A 20,160-nucleotide genomic window follows, 5' to 3' on the forward strand; every position below is an offset into this window, starting at 1 on the left:
GCCCATGCCCGTATCTGCCCCCGAAAACGCCGCTGCGCCGCGCCCCAAGGTTCGGCTCTATGTAGAGCAAGCCCTGTCCGAAGGGCAACAGGTTGAGGTGACGCAGGATCAGGCGCATTACCTCTCCAACGTCATGCGTCTGCCCGAGGGCACGCCCGTCGCCTTGTTCAACGGCCGCGACGGCGAATGGCGGGGGGTGATGGGCCGGATGGCCAAGCGCGGCGGGGTGCTGACGGTCGAGGGCCCGACGGCCCCGCAGCTCGATCCGCCGGACCTGTGGCTGGTCTTCGCGCCGATCAAGAAGGCCCGCACCGATTTCATCGTCGAGAAGGCCGTCGAGATGGGCGCCGCGCGCATCCTGCCGGTGCAGACCGAATTCACCAATTCCGAGCGTATCCGCCGCGACCGTCTGCAAGCCCATGCCATCGAGGCCGCCGAGCAATCCGGCGGCACCTTCGTCCCCGAGGTGGCCGAGCTGACGCGGCTGGACCGCCTGCTGGCCGATTGGCCGGCCGATCGGCTGCTGTGGTGGGCCGACGAAAGCCTCGTGGGAGAGGACATCGCCGATCCCGCCCCCGCGCCGGCCGCGATCCTGATAGGTCCCGAGGGTGGCTTCTCGCCCGCTGAGCGCGCGCGGCTGAAGGCCCTGCCCTTCGTGCGCCGCCTCAGCCTCGGGCCCCGGATCCTGCGCGCGGATACCGCCGCCGTCGCGGCGCTGGCGTTGTGGCAGACACGGCACGGCGATTGGGTGGCCGGCTGAGGCCTGCCCCTCGTCCCGGCCAGCCGCCTTTACACAGGCGCCATTTCGGGCCACCAAACACGCCTGAGTGTCTTGCCCTGGAGCCCGTGACCCGTGCCCCGTCCTGCCGATCCCCTGCCCCCGGCTCCTCTGTCTGCGGCGCGTGATGCCGACCTGCCGGCGATCGAGGCTTTCCTCGCCCGGCATGCCGACAGCTCGATGTTCCTTCGCTCGAATCTGGCCGAGCATGGCTTGGGGGACCGCCGCTCGCCACGTGCGATGGCGGTGGCTGTGACCCGCGAGGGCGCCACCATCACCGGGGTCTTCGGCGCGTCGAACGCGGGCTACGCCGTCTTCCAAGCCCCTGAGGCCGGGCCCGAGGTCTGGGCCGCCTTTGGCCGCTGGCTGGACGGGCGTCCGCTCTCCGGGTTGACTGGCGAGGCCACGCAGCTCCATGCCTTGCGGGCGGCGATGGCGCTTGATGACGCGCAGCTCGCCCATGCCCATGACGAGCCGCTCTACCGTCTGGCGCTGACCGACCTGCGCCTCGATGCGCTGGCGCCGGGCCAGATCCGGGCACCCGAGCCGAGCGACCTCGAACTGCTGGAGCATTGGTTCACGATCTACGAGGGCGAGACGCTGAACACCCCCGCCCCCCGCGCGGCGGCCTTGGGGCGGCGCCGGGCGGCGCAGGCGATCCTTGAGGGACGCATGCGTATTTTAGAGCATGACGGCCAGCCCCTCGCCATGACCGCCTTCAACGCGCGCCTGCCCGACCGGGTGCAGGTCGGCGGCGTTTTCACTCCGCCCGAACACCGCAACCGCCACGCCGCCCGCAGCGCCGTCGCCCGGCATCTGGCCGAGGCCCGCGCCGAGGGGGTTACCCACGCCATCCTCTTCGCCTCAGGCCCGGCCGCGTCGCGCGCCTATGAGGCGATCGGCTTCACCCGTGTCGGAACCTACGGCCTTGCCCTGCTGCGCGAGCCCCGCCTCGGAGGGCCCGATGATTGACTTCATGCGCCCCGAAGCGAAGGCCGTGATTGCGCGATGGGCGGAAACCGCCGTGGCGACGCTGCTGACCCTGATCGGCCTGTGGTGGCTGTGGAAAGGCCCCGGCATCGTCCACATCGGCGGCGCGCTTCTGGCGCTGATCGGTGGTGGGCTGTTGTTCAGCGCGCTGCAACGGGTCCGCTTCGCCACCCGCAACACCGGCGTCGGCATGGTCGAGCTGGTCGAGGGCGAGATCCGCTATTTCGGCCCGCGTGGCGGTGGGATCGTGGTGATCGACCATGTCCTCGCGCTGTCCCTCAGCGCCGATGGGTCGTTCTGGCTGGTGGAAAGTTTCGACGGCAGCATCCTTGCGATTCCGCGTGACGCGACCGGGGCCGAGGCCCTGTTCGACGCCTTTGCCGCCCTGCCCGGCCTCGACATGCCGCGCCTGTTGCGCATCATCGCCCAGGGCCCTGCCCCGCGCGCGCGCCTGATATGGCGCCATCCGACCCGCCGCCTCTTGACTTGAGGTCGCCCGCGCTACAGGTCTGGGGTCCGAAACTTGAGCCCGGAGCGCCAAAGACATGTCCATCCCTCAATCCGGCGGCGGGCCGATCGAGCACCAAGATCAACTGGCTGAATACCTCGCCTCGGGCGGCAAGCCGAAGGACGATTGGCGCATCGGCACCGAGCACGAGAAGTTCGGCTATTGCAAGGACAGCCTGAAGCCGCTGCCCTATGACGGCGAGCGCTCGATCCGGATGGTGCTGGAGGGGCTGCGCGACCGCTATGGCTGGCAGCCGGTGCTGGAAGGCGACAAGATCATCGGCCTCACGCTGAACGGGGCCAATGTCAGCCTTGAGCCGGGTGGGCAGCTGGAACTCTCGGGCGCGCCCTTGGAGACGATCCACCAGACCTGCGACGAGGTGAACGAACACCTGCGCGAGGTGAAATCCATCGCCGACGAGGTGGGCGTGGGCTTCATCGGCCTCGGCGCCGCGCCGATCTGGTCGCATGACGAGATGCCGATGATGCCCAAGGGGCGCTACCGGCTGATGACTGATTACATGCCGACGGTCGGCACGCACGGTACGCAAATGATGTACCGCACCTGCACCGTGCAGGTGAACCTCGACTTCGCGTCCGAGGCCGACATGGTGCAAAAGCTGCGCGTGGCGCTGGCCCTGCAACCCGTTGCAACGGCGCTGTTTGCCAACTCGCCCTTCTTCGATGGCAAGGTGAACGGCCACAAATCCTGGCGTTCGCGCATTTGGCGCGACCTCGATTCCTCGCGCACCGGGACCCTGCCCTTCGTCTTCGAGGACGGCATGGGCTTTGAGCGTTATGTCGACTACGCCCTCGATGTGCCGATGTATTTCGTCTACCGCGATGGCAAGTATATCAATGCCTTGGGTCAGTCCTTCCGCGACTTCCTGAAGGGTCAGCTGCCGGCGCTGCCGGGTGAGGTGCCGACGCTCAGCGATTGGGCCGACCACCTGACGACGATCTTCCCCGAGGCCCGTCTGAAGAAATACCTCGAGATGCGCGGCGCCGACGGTGGCCAATGGCGCCGTCTGTGCGCCCTGCCCGCCCTGTGGGTCGGCATGATGTACGACCAATCGTCGCTCGATGCCGCCTGGGATCTGTGCAAGGACTGGGACACCGAGACCCGCGAGGCCCTGCGTGTCGCGGCCAGCGTCGATGGCCTTCAGGCCGAGACGCATGGCGTAAAGATGATGGATCTGGCCCGTCAGGTCGTCGCCATCAGCGAAGCCGGCCTGAAAGCCCGCGCCCGCAAGGGGGCCGGCGGTCTGGTACCCGACGAGACCCATTTCCTCAGCGCGCTGCAGGACAGCCTCGAAACCGGGATGGCCCCGGCGGACGAGCTGCTGGCCCGCTATAACGGCGACTGGAATGGCGATCTGTCGCGCATCTACGGCGAGTACAGCTACTGATCCGTCACGCTTGCGTGCGGCAATGAGACAAGGGGCGCGCACGGCTTGCCGTGTCGCGCCCCTCGTGCTTTCCTGACGGCCTGAGCTTTTTTCAGACCTACATTTTCCAGGAGAGATCCATGCGCGACTTTTTCATCAACATGCTCGAGAAGCTGATCAACGTTCTCGTCATCATCCTGCTGATCGGGGTGCTGTTCGGCACCGTGGCGACGCTGTTCATCCCCAGCCAGAACGGTATCCCCAGCGCCCTCGTCGCCGTCGGCGTGCTGATCGGCGGGCTGCTCTATGTCACGCTGATGGCGGGCTTCATGTACCTCGGCCTCGGCATCTACCAGAACACCCGCCGCACCGCCGCCGCGATGGAAGAGTTGGCCGCGCGTTGAAGTGCTGAATAGCGAAGGGGCGCCCCGAGAGGCGCCCCTTTTGCTTTGCCATCAGGCCCGGTTCAGCTGGCCTTGGCGCGGAATTCTCGCATCAGGAACTCCGGCACATGGTCGCCCATGCCGACGACCGGCTGGTCATCACGATCACGGCGGCCACGACCACGGCTGCGACCCTCGCCCGACTTCTCGTTGCGATTGTCATTCCGGCTGTCATTGCGGTTGTCGGCGCGGTTGTCCGAGCGGCTCTCGCGGCGCGGCTCTTCGCGGGCGGGCTTGGCCTCGACCTCGGCGGCGGCCTCCTGCGCGACGGCTTCCAGCACCTCGGCCTCGACACGCTCGGCCCGTTCGGCGCGGGCCTTGTCGGCGACCTTCTCGCTGGCTTTGTCGGCGGGCTTGTCACCCTTGTCGCCACGACGGCTGCGCGAACGCGTGCTGCGACCTTCGCTCTTCTCCGAACGCTTGCGGTCGGGACGTGCCTCGGCAGCGGCTTCGGCGAAGCCTTCCGGCGCCTCACCGCGCGGCAGCGGCTTTTGCAGCAGATGCTCGATCGCAGCGAGATACTTCTCATCGGCCGGGGTGGCGATGGTGAAGGCCTTGCCCTTGCGACCGGCGCGGCCGGTGCGGCCGATGCGGTGGACGTAATCCTCGGAATGCGAGGGCACGTCGAAGTTGAAGACGTGGCTCACGGCCGGGATGTCGAGGCCACGCGCCGCCACGTCCGAAGCGATCAGCAAACGGATCGAGCCGTCGCGGAACCCTTCAAGCGTGCGCATGCGCACCGACTGATCCAGATCACCATGGATGGGCGCGGCGTTGAAACCGTGCTTGGCCAAGGACTTGGCGACCACGTCCACGTCGATCTTGCGGTTGCAGAAGATGATGGCGTTCGAGCAGGCGTCGCCCTCGGCGGCGATGAGCGAGCGCAGCATGGCGCGCTTCTCGCTGAAGGCGCGGTCGCGACGGGTCGGCGACAGCTCGATCAGCTTCTGCTCGATGGTCTCGGCGGTCGTCGCCTGACGCGCGACTTCGACGCGCACCGGGTTCGACAGGAACATGTTGGTGATGCGCTCGATCTCGGGCGCCATGGTGGCCGAGAAGAACAGCGTCTGACGGGTAAACGGCGTCAGCTGGAAGATGCGCTCGATATCCGGGATGAAGCCCATGTCGAGCATCCGGTCGGCCTCGTCGACCACCATCACTTCGACGCCGGTCAACAGCAGCTTGCCACGCTCGAAATGGTCCAGAAGACGGCCCGGGGTGGCGATCAGCACGTCGACGCCACGGTCGATCAGCTTGTCCTGCTCGGCGAACGAGACGCCACCGATCAGCAGCGCTTTCGTCAGCTTGGTATACTTCGCGTAGATGTCGAAGTTCTCGGCGACCTGAGCGGCCAGTTCGCGCGTCGGCGCCAGAACCAGCGAGCGCGGCATCCGGGCGCGGGCACGGCCACGGGCCAGACGAGTGATCAACGGCAGCGTGAAGCTGGCGGTCTTGCCGGTGCCCGTCTGGGCGATGCCCAGCACGTCACGGCCTTCCAGCGCCTCGGGGATCGCCTGAGCCTGAATCGGCGTGGGGTTTTCGTAGCCAGCTTCGGCCACGGCCTTCAGGACCTTGGGGTCCAGCTTGAGGTCAGAAAATTTGGTCATGTACGTCCGTCGTTTGCGGCATCGGGCCGCAAGGAATGTAAGGGACGCCAGTCACCGCGCCCCGGCAGCGGTTCGGACCCACCTTGCGGCAGGACCGGATGGCGCGCCCTACCGCAAATATGCCCACAGGTCAACGGAAACAGGGGATTTGCCCCATTTTGCCCCTGAACAGAGGGTTAAATCGGCCCCGCCCCCGCAACAATTCCCCGCCACAGCCCGGACCGACCACTAATCGCGGCAGAATTAAGGCAAAGTTAACGGGGCGGTCATGGTTAAGTCGAAATTAACCTTCTTTTCGCCCTACAGCGTCCCAAACCCGGTCTCAATCCGGCTCGATAACGGCAAGGTCCCGACACGTCAGCCGAGGATGGAGCCGATGAACGCCCATGCCGCCATCACCGAGTTCGAGTATGCCGCCGATCCGGCGGATGAGGCCAGTTCTATGCTGAATACCCCGATACAGGCCGCCCTGCCGGCTCCCGCCCAGTTCTCGGCGGTGACGGACCTGATCAAATCCGTTTTCCACGTCCCCGCCGTCGCGGTGGCGCTGCATGGGGCTCCGGCCAATTCGGACGGCGGCGTCTATCGCTCGTTTCTGGAAATTCCGCTGATCTCCGAGGAGTCGGTGATCGGCACCCTGCGCATCCTCGACACCGCTGACCGCAGCTTCTCGGACCGGGATTGCCAGTTGTTGGAGGGTTTTGCCAAGCTGGTCGTCGATCAAGTGAGCTTGTGGTCCGAAGCCAGCCGCGATGTGCTAACCGGCGCCATGACCCGGCGCGCCTTCTCGGACATCCTGCGCAAGACCTTCGCCGCACGCGCCCGCAACCATGCCAAGGCGTCGCTGGTGCTGTTCGACCTCGACCACTTCAAGAAGATCAACGACACGTGGGGCCATGCCGCCGGTGATGCCGTGCTGAAGACCGTGGCCCGCACCGTGCTGCGGGAGCTGCGGGTCGAAGACAGCTTCGGCCGCGTGGGCGGCGAGGAATTCGCGCTGCTGGTGGCCAATGCCGATTCCATGACCGCCGCCGATGTGGCCGAGCGGGTCCGCCGCGCCATCGAGGCTGCGGTGATCCCCGGCCATCCCGAGATCAAGGTGACCTCCAGCTTCGGCGTGGCCGAGGCCTGCGATTCGCTGCTGGATGTCGAGGATTGGACCGACCGCGCCGATGCCCAGCTGTACGAAGCCAAGGCCAGCGGCCGGAACCGGATCTGCGTCGCCTCCAACGCGATGCGCCGGAAGGTCATGGTCAACTGATCCACCCGACAGCCCCTATGAAAAGCGACGCCGCGATCCCCGGATCCGCGGCGTTTCGCTTTTCAATTTTTTTTTCGCGAAACACGGGAACCAAAGGCTCAAGCCGTGCGTTGACCTCGCGAACTCAGCGCGGTCGGTGTTCCCTCGTGCCGCTGCGCTGTTGGCCCCGGGGAGTCAGCGCCCCGCTGCCGTGTTGCGTGAGTATCGGCCTGCCGGCGTATTTCCTCCGGCACGCCATTGGCCGACGTTCGGCCGTCCCTTGTCCCCCGTCCCTTCGGACGTTTCTCGACCGCCCCTCGGGGCGGTCTTTTTTATCCGGCCCTTCGATTGAACCGAAGAAGGCCCCGGCGCGACCCATGGCCATGTTCCCCCAGTTGTCCGGAGTTTGCTGCCATGACCCGCCTTGCCCTCACCCTTGCGACCCTCGCCACGCTCACCCTCAACGGCGCGCAAGTCAGCGCGACGGAAAGCGCCTGCAACGACCGTGGCGTCTGCGCCCTGTCCCTGCGCATGCTGACCCCGCCGCCGCCGCGCCCGGCCCATATCCATGCCTCGACGCAAGCCGCGTCGGCTACCGAGGCGCAGGCCGACACCCCTCGGGTTGCGACTGTCCACAGCTAAATTTCTCATGGGCGGGAACCCGCGAGTCCTGAGCGTCGTTCTCCTTGCAACACCTGCACAAGGATGACCGCCATGACCCGCACCGCCCTCGCGCTTGCCGCCCTGCTGACCCTCTCGCTGAACGGCTCCATCGCCGTGGCCGCCAGCACGGACACCGCCCCGCAATGCAACGCCCAAGGCGTCTGCGCTGTCTCACTGCGGATGCTGACCCCGCCGCCGGCCCGCCCCGCCGTTGTGGTCAAGGCCGACGACGTCCAGCAAGCCGACTAAACCCTTCCTGACAAGGGCGCGGATCGAGGCGCCAGTAGACTTGCCGCGCGCCTTCGGCTAGAGCCTCGCGCATGCTGGACAATCGCCCCCAACTTCCGCCCGAAATCGCCCGCCGCCGGACCTTTGCGATCATCTCGCACCCCGACGCCGGCAAGACCACGCTGACCGAGAAGTTCCTCCTGTTCGGGGGGGCAATCCAGATGGCCGGACAAGTCCGCGCCAAAGGCGAAGCCCGTCGTACGCGGTCGGACTTCATGCAGATGGAGAAGGACCGGGGGATCTCGGTCTCGGCCTCGGCCATGTCCTTCGATTTTGACACCTACCGCTTCAACCTCGTCGACACGCCCGGCCACTCGGACTTCTCGGAAGACACCTACCGCACGCTGACCGCCGTCGACGCCGCGATCATGGTGATTGACGGGGCGAAGGGCGTGGAAAGCCAGACGCAGAAGCTGTTCGAGGTCTGCCGCCTGCGCGACCTGCCGATCCTGACCTTCTGTAACAAGATGGACCGCGAGAGCCGCGACACCTTCGAGATCATCGACGAGATCCAGGAGAACCTGGCGATCGACGTGACCCCGGCGTCCTGGCCGATCGGTCAGGGCCGCGATTTCCTTGGCTGCTATGACATCCTGCACGACCGGCTGGAGCTGATGGACCGCGCCGACCGCAACAAGGTCGGCGAGAGCGTCAAGATCAACGGCCTCGACGACCCGAAGCTGGCCGAGCACATCCCCGCCGATATGCTGGCCCAGCTGCGCGAGGAGCTGGAGATGGCGCGCGAGTTGCTGCCCGCCTTCGACCGCGCCTCGGTGCTCAATGGCTCGATGACGCCGATCTGGTTCGGTTCGGCGATCAACTCGTTCGGGGTGCGCGAACTGATGGCCGGCATGGCCGAATTCGGCCCGGAGCCGCAGCCCCTGAACACCGACAAGCGCGAGGTCGGCCCTGAGGAAGGGAAGGTCACGGGCTTTGTCTTCAAGGTGCAGGCCAACATGGACCCCAAGCACCGCGACCGGGTGGCTTTCGTGCGCCTCGCCTCGGGGCACTTCCACCGCGGGATGAAGCTGACGCATGTCCGCTCGGGCAAGCCGATGTCGATCACCAACCCCGTGCTGTTCCTCGCCTCGGACCGCGAGTTGACCGAGGAAGCCTGGGCCGGCGACATCATGGGCATTCCGAACCATGGCCAGCTGCGCATCGGCGACACGCTGACCGAGGGCGAGGCGCTGAAGTTCACCGGCATCCCGTCGTTTGCGCCGGAACTGCTGCAATCGGTGCGCCCGGGCGACCCGATGAAGGCCAAGCATCTGGAAAAGGCGCTGATGCAATTCGCCGAGGAAGGCGCCGCGAAGGTGTTCAAGCCGATGATCGGCTCGGGCTTCATCGTCGGCGTCGTGGGCGCGCTGCAGTTCGAGGTCCTCGCCTCGCGGATCGAGCTGGAATACGGCCTGCCCGTGCGTTTCGAGGGCTCGCAATTCACCTCGGCGCGTTGGATCTCGGGCGAGAAGGCCGAGGTCGAGAAGGTAGTGAACACCAACAAGGGCCATATCGCCACCGACCATGACGGCGATCTGGTCTATCTGACGCGCCTGCAATGGGACATCGACCGCATCCAGCGCGACCATGAAGGGGTCAAGCTGACCGCGACCAAGGAAATGATGGTCTGAGAGAGGCCTCAGGCCTTCCCAGCTGACAAACGCAAAGCGCCGACGGGAAACCGTCGGCGCTTCGTTTTTCTTGTGTCAGTTCATCAGGCTGGGGAACGAGGCGCTGTCGGTCCGGCGCACCATGCTGAAGCTGAATATCTCCGGATAGCCACCGTCGAGGGTAACCCCGGTGGACACCATGCCCGATGCTTCGGTCGGCCGCTCGTTCCGGCCACGACCCGGCGCCGAGAGGCTGCCGTTCAGGGCCAGCGTATCCGAACCCTCGGCCGTGGTATGCGAGGCATTTCCGGTGAAACCGCAGGCCCCGTTGATGACCAGCCGACCGGACATGGTGGCGGGGATAGGCAGGGCGTCACCAAACTCATCCTCGGCATAGGTCACGCAATTGCCCGAGAAATTGCCGCGTGCACTGGTAAAGTTGACTTCGCAGATCGTGTTGGCCGAATGCGAAACCTGAAGGAACCAGACAGAGCCGCGAGGAATGGCACGGGCACCACAAATGGTATCGGCCGAAGCGGTTGTCGCGAAAGATGCCAGAAACGCGGCAACAGGAACCCATGTGAGAACTTTGGACATATGTCTTCTCCGTCAAAGTAAGCAAGATTGGCTCACCGTGAGAAATGCCACGGCCAGCGTCTGCTCAGGGTGCAAGCCCCGCCCACATTGATCAATATTTATTCACCCGGAGAAATTCAGTTGCCCCGTCAACTAGTTAGACTGCTGCCCTAAGGTCACAACATCACCCCTCGACATTGTATCGGCCCCCACCCGATCAACCGCAGAGCGCAATGAAAAAAGGCGAGGCTACTGCCCCGCCCTTCCCTGACGTTGAGGCTCGGTCGGTCAGACCAGCCGGCTGACCTCGACCGCGGCGCGCACGAAGTCCGCGAACAGCGGATGCGGCGCGAAGGGCTTCGACTTCAGTTCCGGGTGGAACTGCACGCCGATGAACCACGGGTGATCCTTGTGCTCGACGATCTCCGGCAGGCGGCCGTCCGGCGACATGCCCGAGAAATGCATCCCGCAGGCTTCCAGCTTGTCGCGGTAGCGGATGTCGACCTCATAGCGGTGGCGGTGGCGCTCTTCGATCGCCGTCGCGCCATAGACCTTGGCCACCAGCGATTCCGGGTCCAGCGCGGCGTTATAGGCGCCCAGACGCATGGTGCCGCCCTTGTCGTCGCCGACCGAGCGCTGGACCTTGTAGTTGCCCTGCACCCATTCCTTTAGGTGGTAGACCACCGGCTCGAACCGCTTAGCGCCGCGCTCGTGATCGAATTCTTCCGAGCCCGCATCCTCGATGCCGGCGAGGTTGCGCGCCGCCTCGATGACCGCCATCTGCATGCCGAGGCAGATGCCCAGATAGGGGATCTTCTTCTCACGCGCCCAGGCAGCAGCGCGAATCTTGCCTTCGGTCCCGCGCTCGCCGAAGCCGCCCGGCACCAGAACGGCATGATAGCCTTCCAGCACGGCAGTCGGGTCGCCCTTCTCGAACAGCTCGGCGTCAATCCACTCGGCCTTGACGCGCACCCGGTTCGCCATGCCGCCATGGGTCAGCGCCTCGGCGATGGATTTATAGGCGTCTTCCAGCTGCGTGTACTTGCCGACGATAGCGACGCGAACCTGACCCTCGGCATGGGTCAGACGGTCCATGACGTCTTCCCAGCGACTCAGATTCGGGCGCGGCGCGGGGGTGATGCCGAAAGCGTCCAGAACCGCCTGATCCAGCCCCTCGCGGTGATAGGCCAGCGGCGCCTCGTAGATCGTCTTCAGGTCATAGGCCGGGATCACGGCATCCGGGCGGACGTTACAGAACAGCGCGATCTTGGCGCGTTCCTTTTCCGGGATCGGATGTTCCGAGCGGCAGACCAGCACGTCGGGCGCGAGGCCGATCGACTGCAGTTCCTTGACCGAGTGCTGCGTCGGCTTGGTCTTTAGCTCGCCCGAGGCCGCCAGATACGGCAGCAGCGTCAGGTGCATCAGGATGCACTGGCCGCGCGGACGCTCGTGGATGAACTGACGGATGGCTTCGAAGAACGGCAGGCCCTCGATGTCGCCGACCGTGCCGCCGATCTCGCAGAGCATGAAATCCACCTCATCGTCGCCGACGCGGAGGAAGTCCTTGATCTCGTTGGTGACATGCGGAACGACCTGAATGGTCTTGCCGAGGTAGTCGCCGCGGCGCTCCTTCTCCAGAACGTTGGAATAGATCCGGCCGGAGGAGATGGAATCGGTCTTGCGCGCCGGCACGCCGGTGAAACGCTCGTAATGGCCGAGGTCGAGATCGGTCTCGGCGCCGTCATCGGTGACGAAAACCTCGCCATGCTCGAAGGGCGACATCGTGCCGGGATCGACGTTCAGATAGGGGTCCAGCTTGCGCAGCCGGACGGTGAAGCCGCGGGCCTGCAGAAGCGCGCCCAGCGCTGCCGATGCCAGACCCTTGCCAAGGCTCGACACCACACCACCGGTGATGAAGACATAGCGCGCCATGCTGGAAACTCCCGTGTTCGTCGCGGTCAAATAGGAACGGATCACGGGATTCGAGCTATAGCGCAAACCCACGCGATCCGCAATACGGACGCAACATGCAGCGTCAACGGGGCCAAGACCCCAAAATCTGGGTAATCGTTACTCGCCCGCCGGAGGCAGGGCCGGCGCATCGCCCGAGGGCGGCAGCTGGATATCCGGCAGCGGGATCGACGGGGTCTCGGGCGAGGTACCGGCATCGGCGGGAAGCTCGACGCCCAGACGGTCGAGGACCGAGGTATCCGACGAGTTCGAAGCGGCGATCACGGTCAGCGCCAGCGAGGTGATGATGAACGCCCCGGCGAAACCCCAGGTCAGCTTGGCAAGGCCGGTCATCGGGGGACGACCCGCCTGCGGGCCCATGGCGCCCCCGCCGATGCCCAGACCGCCGCCTTCCGACCGCTGGAGCAGCACCACGCCGATCAGCGACAGCGCGAGGAGGAGGTGAATGATCAGGACGACAGTCTGCATGGGGCGGGCCTTTGTCTCGGTTCGGGCCTATCTATGACGCAGGATTTGGGGGTGCAAGCCCTTTGGCCGTTGCATTTGGCCATCAGGTCAGCGTTTCGCCCCCTGTAGCCCAAAGGCGAGGCCCGACGGCCCCTGCCCGCCTCAGCCCTCGGAGAACTCGCAGACTGCCGACAGCTTGTTGCCATCGGGATCACGAAGATAGGCGGCGAAGAAATGGGGGCCGTATGGCCGAAGCCCCGGCGCGCCTTCGTCCGTCCCTCCAGCAGCGAGGCCCGCCGCATGAAAGGCCGTGACTTCTGCCCGCGATAGGGCCTGAAAACAGGGCATCGAGCCATTGCCGACGCTCATCGTCTGCCCGTCGAACGGCAGATTGGCCCAGAAGCGGCACGGACCGCCCGGGCGGCCATAGCCGATCTCCCGCGCGTCCGTATGCAGTCGCTCCAGCCCCAACGCCCCCAAGGCTGCGTCGTAGAAGGCCGCGGCCCGTGTCAGGTCCGAGGTGCCGACCGTGACATAGGAGAAGACATCATTCGACATCCACGTCGTCCACATCCGCCTGACCGCTGATTCGCCGCCGTACCAGCGACCAGCTCAGCCCGATGCCCAGAACCAGCGACGCCACCAGGATCCCCAGCCAGGCGTTAAGGCCCGGATCATCGGTGCGGATGATGCCGTAATCGACCAGCACCCAGATCAGCGCCGCGAACAGGGCGGCGACCAGCGCCATGCCGATCGGCCCGATCGAGCGCAGCGTTGCCCGCAGGTAGATGATCCAGCCGACCAGCAGGATCAGGCCCGCCAGCACGGTGATCGGCAGCTCGGCCTTGCCATTCTCGATCACCCAGCGGGTGAAATTCCATTCGGTCGGATTCCAGGTTGCGGCGACCAGAATGAAGGCAATGAGCCAGCGGATCACAAATGACATCGGGCAAATCCTTTCGTTAACCCTTCGATTGGTGCGACAGCTGCGGCATGCTGTCCAGTGCCCGGAACCCGCCGGATCATCAAAAGGGTGTTTCGCCCCGGCGCGGGCATCGCTATAGAACGCACGGTTTCACCAAACCGGGGAAGGACTCCGTCATGGCCAACGTGGTTGTCGTAGGCGCCCAATGGGGCGACGAAGGCAAAGGCAAGATCGTCGACTGGCTCAGCGAGCGCGCGGATGTGATCGCGCGTTTTCAGGGGGGCCATAACGCCGGTCATACTCTCGTCATCGACGGCAAGGTCTACAAGCTGAACGCGCTGCCTTCGGGCGTGGTGCGCGGCGGCAAGCTGTCTGTCATCGGCAACGGCGTGGTTCTGGACCCCTGGCACCTGGTCAAGGAGATCGCCAAGATCCGCGAGCAGGGCGTCGAGATCAGCCCCGAGACGCTGATGATCGCCGAGAACACCCCGCTGATCCTGCCGATCCATGGCGAGCTGGACCGTGCCCGCGAGGAAGCGGCCTCGAAGGGCACGAAGATCGGCACCACCGGTCGCGGCATCGGCCCGGCCTATGAGGACAAGGTTGGTCGTCGTTCCGTCCGCGTGGCCGATCTGGCCGATCCGGCGACGCTGGCTGCCCGCGTTGACCGCGCGTTGCAGCACCATGACCCGCTGCGTCGCGGTCTGGGCATCGAGCCGGTGGATCGTGAGCGTCTGCTGGCCGATCTGAACGCCATCGCCGCCGAGATCCTGCCCTATGCCGCGCCGGTCTGGAAAGTGCTGACCGAGGCCCGCAAATCGGGCAAGCGCATCCTGTTCGAAGGCGCTCAAGGCGCGCTGCTGGACATCGATTTCGGCACCTATCCCTTCGTGACCTCCTCGAACGTGATCGCCGGTCAAGCAGCGACCGGTGTCGGCATCGGCCCGACCTCTATCGACTATGTGCTGGGCATCGTGAAAGCCTACACCACCCGCGTCGGCGAAGGCCCCTTCCCGACCGAGCTGACCGATGAGGTCGGCCAGCGTCTGGGCGAGCGCGGGCATGAATTCGGCACCGTGACGGGCCGGAAGCGCCGCTGCGGCTGGTTCGACGCCGCGCTGGTGCGTCAGACCTGCGCGACCTCGGGCGTGACCGGTATCTCGTTGACGAAGCTCGATGTTCTGGACGGGTTCGAGACATTGAAGATCTGCGTCGGCTACGAGCTGGATGGTCAGAAGCTGGATTACCTGCCCACCGCGGCGGACCAGCAGGCACGTTGCACCCCGGTCTATGAGGAGATGGCGGGCTGGTCGGAATCGACCGTCGGCGCGCGCTCCTGGGCGGATCTGCCGGCGCAGGCGATCAAGTATATCCGCCGCATCGAGGAGCTGATCCAATGCCCGGTGGCTCTGGTCTCGACCAGCCCCGAGCGTGACGACACGATCCTGGTCACCGACCCCTTCGCGGACTGATCTGATGGCCCTGTCCCTCAAGGCCCGCAAGCGGCTGTCGATCCTGATCCTCGTGGTGGCGCTGCCGGCCTATATCGTCGCGGCGGTGAGCCTGATGGCGCTGTTCGACCGCCCGCCGATCCTTGTGGAACTGGGCATCTACATCGCCTTGGGCGTGATCTGGGCCTTCCCGTTGAAGGCCGTGTTCAAAGGGGTCGGCCAGCCCGATCCCGAGAAGGCCGAAGACTAAGCGAAGGCGCCGGTCTCCCGGCGCCTTTTTCGTTGCGAGAAGCCGCGCATTGCCGGCGCGCGCGGGGGCGATCCCCGGCCAGAACGACGCGCTTTATGCCGGCCAAGCCCCTCCGACACCTGAGCGTCGCGCCAGCCCCGGCCAAATCGCCGCCGCGTGGGCGCGCGCCGGCGATGCGCGGCGGCCTTCGGCCTTGGCTCCGCGCAAGGCACCTACCCTAAACGCGAAAAGCGCCGGTCTCCCGGCGCTTTCCCCATGGATTTCCGTAGCCTTACTTCTGCGCGAAGCGGCGGGCCTGTTCGCCGAATTCCGAACCCTGCGCCAGCTCGAACTGACCGCGGCGCGAGCGCTGCATCGTGCCCTGACGCATCAGCATGCCGAAGCTGCGCAGGAGGTTCTCGCGCGAGCGGGTCATCGGCAGCCCGGTCGACACCACATGGCGCATGACCTGCGGGCGGGTGAATTCCTCCAGTCCCTCGATATGCGTGACATAGGCCGCAGCGGCCTCGGTCAGTTCCGCCAGCGTCGTCAGGTTCATCGGCCCGACGAAATCGGCAAAACGCTTGCCGCGCGGGGCTTCCTGCGCGGGCGCGTCCTCGTCGTAGAGCTCTTCCATGGCCAAGGCGCCGGTGTTGATCCGGCGAGGGCGCACGACCTCGGTATCCTTCGGCTTGTCGATCCGCTGTTCGCTGACCAAAACCAGCGGCGGCTGGGCACTGCGCGGACGTTCGGTCCGCTGCACCTGCGGGCGCGACGGGCGACGCGGGGTTCCATCCCCGGCCTCATCCCCGCCCCGGCGCACCGAGCGTTCCAGATCGGCACGGTAGCGCGCGATCTCCTGCTGTTGCTCGGCCTCGGCGTTGCGTGGGGCGCCCGCTTCTTCCTCGGCCCGGGTCGCCACGACGGCGGCTTTCAGATGGCTGAGCGTCGACTGGCGACGCTGCGCCTCGGCACCCGAGAGCGCCGAATCAGCTTGGCTGATCAGCCGGTCGACAGCCGCATCGGCGGCCTCGCCGCGCAGCATGGCACGGCGTTCGCTTTCCGCGCGGCGAGCCTGCTCGGCCTCGCGCTCGACTTCCGCCAGCTCGGCGACCAATTCGGCCTCGTTCTCGGCGTCGAGACCCGTCCGGCCCAGAGCCTGAGCCACACGCGCCTCGAAATCGTCATCCTCGTCCTCGTCGTCATCGAGGTCGTCCTCGTCAAAGGCGTTCTCGTGCGACGTCGCCTGCGTTTCGGGCTCGACCTGAACAGCGGGTTCTTCGGCGACCAGCGGGGTGTCTTCCTCAACCTCGACCGGGGCTTCCTCGGCGAAATCGGTCTGAGCCGGGACAGGCTCAACCAGATCAGCAACCGCGGCTTGGGTTTCCGGCGCATCTTCATCGGCGAAGCCGTCCGAGGCGAAAGCCGCCATTGCCGCGCGCACCGAATCGGCGGTGCTGGCGGGTTCGGCCGGGGTTTCCGCCACGGCCGGAGCCTCGGTTGCCGGACGCTGGGTCGGGCGCACCACGACGACACGGCGAACCGGACGCGCCGCGGCCTCGTCGCCGCCATCACGGCGCGCGATTTCGGCGCGGATTTCGTCTTCCAGCCGGCGGCGCTCGGCCGCGAGACGGTCGCTTTCCTCATCCGGTTCGACGGCGGCCAACGCAGCTTCTTCCGCAGCACGACGATCGGCCTCAGCGCGTTCGGCCTCTTCCGCCGCGAGACGCTCCGCTTCTACGCGTTCCGCCTCTTCCGCGGCCAGACGCTCAGCCTCAAGGCGCGCAGCTTCTTCCGACGCGAGACGCTCCGCTTCGGCGCGCTCTGCCTCTTCCACGGCCAGACGTTCAGCCTCGGTGCGGGCGGCTTCTTCGGCAGCCAGACGCTCAGTCTCAAGCCGCGCAGCTTCTTCCGCAGCAAGACGCTCGGCTTCGGCACGCTCTGCCTCTTCCGCGGCCAGACGTTCAGCCTCGGCGCGGGCAGCTTCCTCGGCAGCCAGACGCTCAGCCTCAAGGCGCACCGCTTCTTCCGCCGCAAGACGCTCGGCTTCAACGCGCTCCGCCTCTTCCGCGGCCAGGCGTTCCGCCTCGGCGCGGGCGGCTTCTTCGGCAGCCAGACGTTCGGCCTCGAGGCGCGCAGCCTCTTCCGCCGCGAGACGCTCCGCTTCGGCGCGCTCGGCTTCTTCCACGGCCAAACGCTCTGCCTCGGCGCGGGCAGCTTCTTCGGCAGCCAGACGCTCAGCCTCAAGGCGCGCAGCTTCTTCCGCCGCGAGACGCTCCGCTTCGGCGCGCTCCGCCTCTTCCGCGGCCAGGCGTTCCGCCTCGGCACGGGCGGCTTCCTCGGCAGCCAGAAGCTCGGCCTCAAGGCGTGCAGCTTCTTCTGCCGCCAGACGCTCAGCCTCAGCGCGCTCAGCCTCTTCCGCGGCCAGACGCTCAGCCTCAGCGCGAGCAGCTTCCTCGGCAGCCAGACGCTCGGCCTCAAGGCGCTCAGCTTCTTCCGCCGCGAGACGTTCCGCTTCAACGCGCTCGGCCTCTTCCGCGGCCAGACGTTCGGCCTCGGCACGCGCGGCTTCTTCGGCAGCCAGACGTTCGGCCTCAAGCCGCGCAGCTTCTTCCGCCGCGAGACGCTCAGCCTCAAGCCGATCCTCTTCCTCGGATGCAAGGCGCTCGGCCTCGAAATCCATGTCGTCGTCAAACAGACCCACTGTCATCGGCGTTTCGGCCGGCTCGATGGCGGTGTCCTCGGTTTCGTCCTCAGCCTCCTCGACCGGCTCCAGCTCGCGGACCTTGGCGACGGCGGCGCGGATGCGCTGCAGCTTAGCCGAAATCCCCGACATCTGGCCTGCATCCAGCGGCTCCGCACCGGCCACGAGATCGGCCACAGCCTGACGCGTCGTCGGCGCAGGCGTCTCGGAAGCCTCGACTCCGACAGGCTGGGCGGCGGCCTCAACGGCGGCAGCGGCGGCCAGAGGCGAGGACGGCGCCATCGCAGGACGCGGGGCGGCGGGACGCGCAGCCATCGGAGCGGGCGCCGGTTCCTCGCCTGCCTCTATCTGCGGGCGCAGGATCACACCGTTATCTTGAATCTTGGCCTCGACCCGGCGCTTGATCTCGCGCTCGGCAATCTTGTGCAGCATCTCGGCATCGGGAGTCGGCGGTTCGGCGCCGAAATAGCGATCCTCGGCCGCGAGATCCCGGAAATACTCGGCAATCGCTTTCATCGTGTCGAACGGTTCGTCAAACCCTTCGAGCGTGCACGAGAAGGTGCCGTAGGATACCGTCAGAATCTTGCTCGGACCGACCATGCGTTTTCGTCCCCCGCCTGAACTCAGGCCTTGTCTTGAACCACGCTCGATAATGGCTGCCTCGACGTACGCCAGTAAGGAGCGCACAAGGTAATTTCTTGATCGGATTGTGGCCAAGCTTGCCTTCACGCGCCCCAATTGACAAGAAAACCAAATGAACACGCGCTTTGCAAAACATGATGGCATCACGCTTGTGGGAGGCGGCGCGCCCAGCCTCGCCTCGCTGCAGAGGGCCCTGTCCGTGGCGCCGCATCTGGTCGCGGCCGATGGTGGCGCGGATGCGGCACTGGCCTTGGGGCATAGACCCGATCTGGCCGTCGGCGATTTCGATTCGATCTCGGACGCGGCGCGGGCGCTCTTGGGGCCGGAACGGCTGCACCACGACCCGGACCAGATGACCACCGATTTCGACAAGGTGCTGGCCGCGGTCGATGCGCCGCTGATCGTGGGTGTGGGGTTCTCAGGCGCGCGGCTGGATCACACGCTGGCGGCGATGAGCACGCTGGCGCAGAACCCGCATCGGCGCATCGTGCTGGACACGGGCGAGGACCTTTGCCTGCTGTGCCCTCCCCGGCTGTCTCTGGATCTGGCGCCCAGAAGCCGTGTCTCGCTCTATCCGCTGGCGCGGGTGCACTGTGGCTCCAGCGGCTTGCAATGGCCGACCGATGCGCTGGTTCTGGACCCGTTGGGCCAGATCGGCACCTCGAACGCCGCGACCGGGCCGGTCACGCTGACGCCCGAGGGGCCGTCGCTGTTGCTGCTTCTACCGATCGACGCGCTGGAGGCCCTCAGGGATGGGCTGGCGGCGGCACCTTCCTGGCCAGCGCCCGTTCCCGCGCGATGACATAGAGGCCCGAGGCGACGATCACGCCGATCCCCAACCACGACAACAGGTTGGGCCAGTCGCCGAAGAACAGGAAACCGAACAAGACGGCGTTGACGATCTCAAGATAATGCAGCGGCGCCAGTGTGGCCGAGGGGGCGAAGCGCAGCGCATAGGTGATCGCCATATGCGACACCGTCGCGGCCAGACCCACGCCGAAGAGTTGAGCCCAAACGACGGGTTCGGGGTTCGAGAGGGTGAACATCTCCACCCCGAAGCCATGGCCGATTGCCAGGACCGGCAGCATCAGGGCGGTGCCCATCCAGGCGGTGTGGAACTGCATGGCTTCGGGCACAACCTCGCGAGAGACGCGGCGGGTGAGCAGCATGTAGAAGGCAAAGAACACCGCCGTCGCCAGCGGGTACAGGGCCACCGCGCCGAAGGCTGCGAAGTTGGGCTGGATGACAAGGAGCGCGCCCATGAACCCGACGACCGAGGCAATGATCCGGCGCGGCCCGACCTGATCGCCGAACAGCAGATAGCCCAGCGCCAGCAGGATGAACGGCTCGACAAAGACGATGGCCAGGGCATCGGCCAGCGGCATCACCTGCACCGCGCCGACGAAGGCATAGGTCGAGCCGATCAGCATCACCGAGCGTAGGACCTGCAGCCACAGCACCCGGCCCCGAATGGCCAGCGACTGGCGCAGGATCAGGACGACCGGGGCCATCAGCAGGGCTTGGAACACCAGCCGGAAGAAGGTCACCTGCGTGATGGTGACATGCTGCGAGGACAGCTTGGCGGCCACGTCGATCAACGGCGCGATGGCGCAAAAGCCGATCATCATCGCGATGCCGAGGGGCACACGGTCGGTCGGGGTATGGAAAGCGGCACTGGTCATGCCTCAGCGGTAACGGGCG

Annotated in this window: 20 protein-coding genes; 12 read left to right on the forward strand and 8 right to left on the reverse strand. The window is 66.2% G+C overall.

What is annotated here, in order from left to right:
* The first annotated feature begins 4 nt into the window (after positions 1-4).
* From BCY78_RS17385 to BCY78_RS17405, 5 genes are all read left to right on the forward strand, one after another.
* Positions 5-760, forward strand: coding sequence for a 16S rRNA (uracil(1498)-N(3))-methyltransferase (locus tag BCY78_RS17385; RefSeq protein WP_068304424.1), 756 nt, complete (start codon positions 5-7; stop codon positions 758-760).
* 93 nt (positions 761-853) lie between these two features.
* On the forward strand, positions 854-1,750 hold the full coding sequence (locus tag BCY78_RS17390; protein WP_083195115.1) for a GNAT family N-acetyltransferase: 897 nt from the start codon (positions 854-856) through the stop codon (positions 1,748-1,750).
* Positions 1,743-2,258 (forward strand): hypothetical protein, encoded by a 516-nt coding sequence (locus BCY78_RS17395; protein WP_068304426.1) that lies wholly within the window; start codon positions 1,743-1,745, stop codon positions 2,256-2,258. Before BCY78_RS17390 ends, BCY78_RS17395 begins: the two co-directional genes overlap by 8 nt.
* 55 nt (positions 2,259-2,313) lie before the next feature.
* On the forward strand, positions 2,314-3,684 hold the full coding sequence (locus BCY78_RS17400) for a glutamate--cysteine ligase (protein ID WP_068304427.1): 1,371 nt from the start codon (positions 2,314-2,316) through the stop codon (positions 3,682-3,684).
* A 119-nt stretch (positions 3,685-3,803) separates the two neighbouring features.
* Positions 3,804-4,067 carry a hypothetical protein gene (locus tag BCY78_RS17405; protein WP_068304430.1) on the forward strand — a complete coding sequence of 88 codons (264 nt, stop codon included), beginning with the start codon at positions 3,804-3,806 and terminating at the stop codon, positions 4,065-4,067.
* A 62-nt stretch (positions 4,068-4,129) separates the two neighbouring features.
* Here BCY78_RS17405 and BCY78_RS17410 read toward each other — a convergent pair whose 3' ends face one another.
* Complete coding sequence (locus BCY78_RS17410; RefSeq protein WP_068304432.1) at positions 4,130-5,713, reverse strand: DEAD/DEAH box helicase; 1,584 nt, start codon at positions 5,711-5,713, stop codon at positions 4,130-4,132.
* A 376-nt stretch (positions 5,714-6,089) separates the two neighbouring features.
* Between BCY78_RS17410 and BCY78_RS17415 the strand changes: the two genes are divergently transcribed.
* The 4 genes from BCY78_RS17415 to BCY78_RS17430 all read left to right on the forward strand — a co-directional run bounded on the left by BCY78_RS17415 (position 6,090) and on the right by BCY78_RS17430 (position 9,535).
* Positions 6,090-6,974: a sensor domain-containing diguanylate cyclase gene (locus tag BCY78_RS17415; RefSeq protein WP_068304434.1), complete on the forward strand. Its 885-nt coding sequence runs from the start codon at positions 6,090-6,092 to the stop codon at positions 6,972-6,974.
* Between the two features lie 393 nt (positions 6,975-7,367).
* On the forward strand, positions 7,368-7,595 hold the full coding sequence (locus BCY78_RS17420; protein ID WP_068304436.1) for a hypothetical protein: 228 nt from the start codon (positions 7,368-7,370) through the stop codon (positions 7,593-7,595).
* A 72-nt stretch (positions 7,596-7,667) separates the two neighbouring features.
* Positions 7,668-7,865 carry a hypothetical protein gene (locus BCY78_RS17425; protein ID WP_068304438.1) on the forward strand — a complete coding sequence of 66 codons (198 nt, stop codon included), beginning with the start codon at positions 7,668-7,670 and terminating at the stop codon, positions 7,863-7,865.
* 71 nt (positions 7,866-7,936) lie between these two features.
* Complete coding sequence (locus BCY78_RS17430; protein WP_068304440.1) at positions 7,937-9,535, forward strand: peptide chain release factor 3; 1,599 nt, start codon at positions 7,937-7,939, stop codon at positions 9,533-9,535.
* 75 nt (positions 9,536-9,610) lie between these two features.
* Here BCY78_RS17430 and BCY78_RS17435 read toward each other — a convergent pair whose 3' ends face one another.
* The 5 genes from BCY78_RS17435 to BCY78_RS17455 form a co-directional block, all read right to left on the reverse strand.
* Positions 9,611-10,111: a hypothetical protein gene (locus BCY78_RS17435; RefSeq protein ID WP_068304442.1), complete on the reverse strand. Its 501-nt coding sequence runs from the start codon at positions 10,109-10,111 to the stop codon at positions 9,611-9,613.
* 267 nt (positions 10,112-10,378) lie between these two features.
* Positions 10,379-12,022 (reverse strand): CTP synthase, encoded by a 1,644-nt coding sequence (locus BCY78_RS17440; protein WP_068304444.1) that lies wholly within the window; start codon positions 12,020-12,022, stop codon positions 10,379-10,381.
* Between the two features lie 138 nt (positions 12,023-12,160).
* Complete coding sequence (secG, locus tag BCY78_RS17445) at positions 12,161-12,529, reverse strand: preprotein translocase subunit SecG (RefSeq protein ID WP_068304448.1); 369 nt, start codon at positions 12,527-12,529, stop codon at positions 12,161-12,163.
* Positions 12,530-12,670: 141 nt separating this feature from the next.
* Positions 12,671-13,066, reverse strand: a complete 396-nt coding sequence (locus BCY78_RS17450; protein ID WP_068304450.1) for a VOC family protein — start codon at positions 13,064-13,066, stop codon at positions 12,671-12,673.
* The gene (locus tag BCY78_RS17455) at positions 13,056-13,454 is read right to left on the reverse strand and encodes a DUF6524 family protein (protein WP_068304452.1); all 399 of its coding nucleotides are present in this window, start codon (positions 13,452-13,454) and stop codon (positions 13,056-13,058) included. The genes BCY78_RS17450 and BCY78_RS17455 overlap by 11 nt, the downstream gene beginning before the upstream one ends.
* Before the next feature lie 155 nt (positions 13,455-13,609).
* Here BCY78_RS17455 and BCY78_RS17460 point away from each other — a divergent pair, with 155 nt between their 5' ends.
* A complete protein-coding gene (locus tag BCY78_RS17460; RefSeq protein WP_068304454.1) occupies positions 13,610-14,905 on the forward strand; it encodes an adenylosuccinate synthase in 1,296 nt (431 codons plus the stop codon).
* Between the two features lie 4 nt (positions 14,906-14,909).
* On the forward strand, positions 14,910-15,134 hold the full coding sequence (locus BCY78_RS17465; protein ID WP_068304456.1) for a DUF2842 domain-containing protein: 225 nt from the start codon (positions 14,910-14,912) through the stop codon (positions 15,132-15,134).
* Positions 15,135-15,405: 271 nt separating this feature from the next.
* Here BCY78_RS17465 and BCY78_RS25305 read toward each other — a convergent pair whose 3' ends face one another.
* Complete coding sequence (locus BCY78_RS25305) at positions 15,406-18,417, reverse strand: hypothetical protein (protein WP_068304459.1); 3,012 nt, start codon at positions 18,415-18,417, stop codon at positions 15,406-15,408.
* 154 nt (positions 18,418-18,571) lie between these two features.
* Here BCY78_RS25305 and BCY78_RS17475 point away from each other — a divergent pair, with 154 nt between their 5' ends.
* Entirely contained in the window at positions 18,572-19,261 is a 690-nt protein-coding gene (locus BCY78_RS17475) for a thiamine diphosphokinase (RefSeq protein ID WP_068304461.1), read from the forward strand.
* Here BCY78_RS17475 and BCY78_RS17480 read toward each other — a convergent pair.
* Complete coding sequence (locus BCY78_RS17480) at positions 19,206-20,141, reverse strand: DMT family transporter (protein WP_068304463.1); 936 nt, start codon at positions 20,139-20,141, stop codon at positions 19,206-19,208. The genes BCY78_RS17475 and BCY78_RS17480 overlap by 56 nt on opposite strands.
* Positions 20,142-20,160 lie beyond the last annotated feature (19 nt).

Origin of the sequence: Pararhodobacter sp. CCB-MM2 (assembly GCF_001691415.1) — a bacterium.
Taxonomy (GTDB): Bacteria; Pseudomonadota; Alphaproteobacteria; order Rhodobacterales; family Rhodobacteraceae; genus Pararhodobacter.

Coding starts and splice junctions, on each gene's coding strand:
- BCY78_RS17385 (WP_068304424.1), top strand. CDS start 5: ATGCCCGTATCTGCCCCCGAAAACGCCGCTGCGCCGCGCCCCAAGGTT.
- BCY78_RS17395 (WP_068304426.1), top strand. CDS start 1,743: ATGATTGACTTCATGCGCCCCGAAGCGAAGGCCGTGATTGCGCGATGG.
- BCY78_RS17400 (WP_068304427.1), top strand. CDS start 2,314: ATGTCCATCCCTCAATCCGGCGGCGGGCCGATCGAGCACCAAGATCAA.
- BCY78_RS17405 (WP_068304430.1), top strand. CDS start 3,804: ATGCGCGACTTTTTCATCAACATGCTCGAGAAGCTGATCAACGTTCTC.
- BCY78_RS17410 (WP_068304432.1), bottom strand. CDS start 5,713: ATGACCAAATTTTCTGACCTCAAGCTGGACCCCAAGGTCCTGAAGGCC.
- BCY78_RS17415 (WP_068304434.1), top strand. CDS start 6,090: ATGAACGCCCATGCCGCCATCACCGAGTTCGAGTATGCCGCCGATCCG.
- BCY78_RS17420 (WP_068304436.1), top strand. CDS start 7,368: ATGACCCGCCTTGCCCTCACCCTTGCGACCCTCGCCACGCTCACCCTC.
- BCY78_RS17425 (WP_068304438.1), top strand. CDS start 7,668: ATGACCCGCACCGCCCTCGCGCTTGCCGCCCTGCTGACCCTCTCGCTG.
- BCY78_RS17430 (WP_068304440.1), top strand. CDS start 7,937: ATGCTGGACAATCGCCCCCAACTTCCGCCCGAAATCGCCCGCCGCCGG.
- BCY78_RS17435 (WP_068304442.1), bottom strand. CDS start 10,111: ATGTCCAAAGTTCTCACATGGGTTCCTGTTGCCGCGTTTCTGGCATCT.
- BCY78_RS17440 (WP_068304444.1), bottom strand. CDS start 12,022: ATGGCGCGCTATGTCTTCATCACCGGTGGTGTGGTGTCGAGCCTTGGC.
- secG (WP_068304448.1), bottom strand. CDS start 12,529: ATGCAGACTGTCGTCCTGATCATTCACCTCCTCCTCGCGCTGTCGCTG.
- BCY78_RS17450 (WP_068304450.1), bottom strand. CDS start 13,066: ATGTCGAATGATGTCTTCTCCTATGTCACGGTCGGCACCTCGGACCTG.
- BCY78_RS17455 (WP_068304452.1), bottom strand. CDS start 13,454: ATGTCATTTGTGATCCGCTGGCTCATTGCCTTCATTCTGGTCGCCGCA.
- BCY78_RS17460 (WP_068304454.1), top strand. CDS start 13,610: ATGGCCAACGTGGTTGTCGTAGGCGCCCAATGGGGCGACGAAGGCAAA.
- BCY78_RS17465 (WP_068304456.1), top strand. CDS start 14,910: ATGGCCCTGTCCCTCAAGGCCCGCAAGCGGCTGTCGATCCTGATCCTC.
- BCY78_RS25305 (WP_068304459.1), bottom strand. CDS start 18,417: ATGGTCGGTCCGAGCAAGATTCTGACGGTATCCTACGGCACCTTCTCG.
- BCY78_RS17475 (WP_068304461.1), top strand. CDS start 18,572: ATGAACACGCGCTTTGCAAAACATGATGGCATCACGCTTGTGGGAGGC.
- BCY78_RS17480 (WP_068304463.1), bottom strand. CDS start 20,141: ATGACCAGTGCCGCTTTCCATACCCCGACCGACCGTGTGCCCCTCGGC.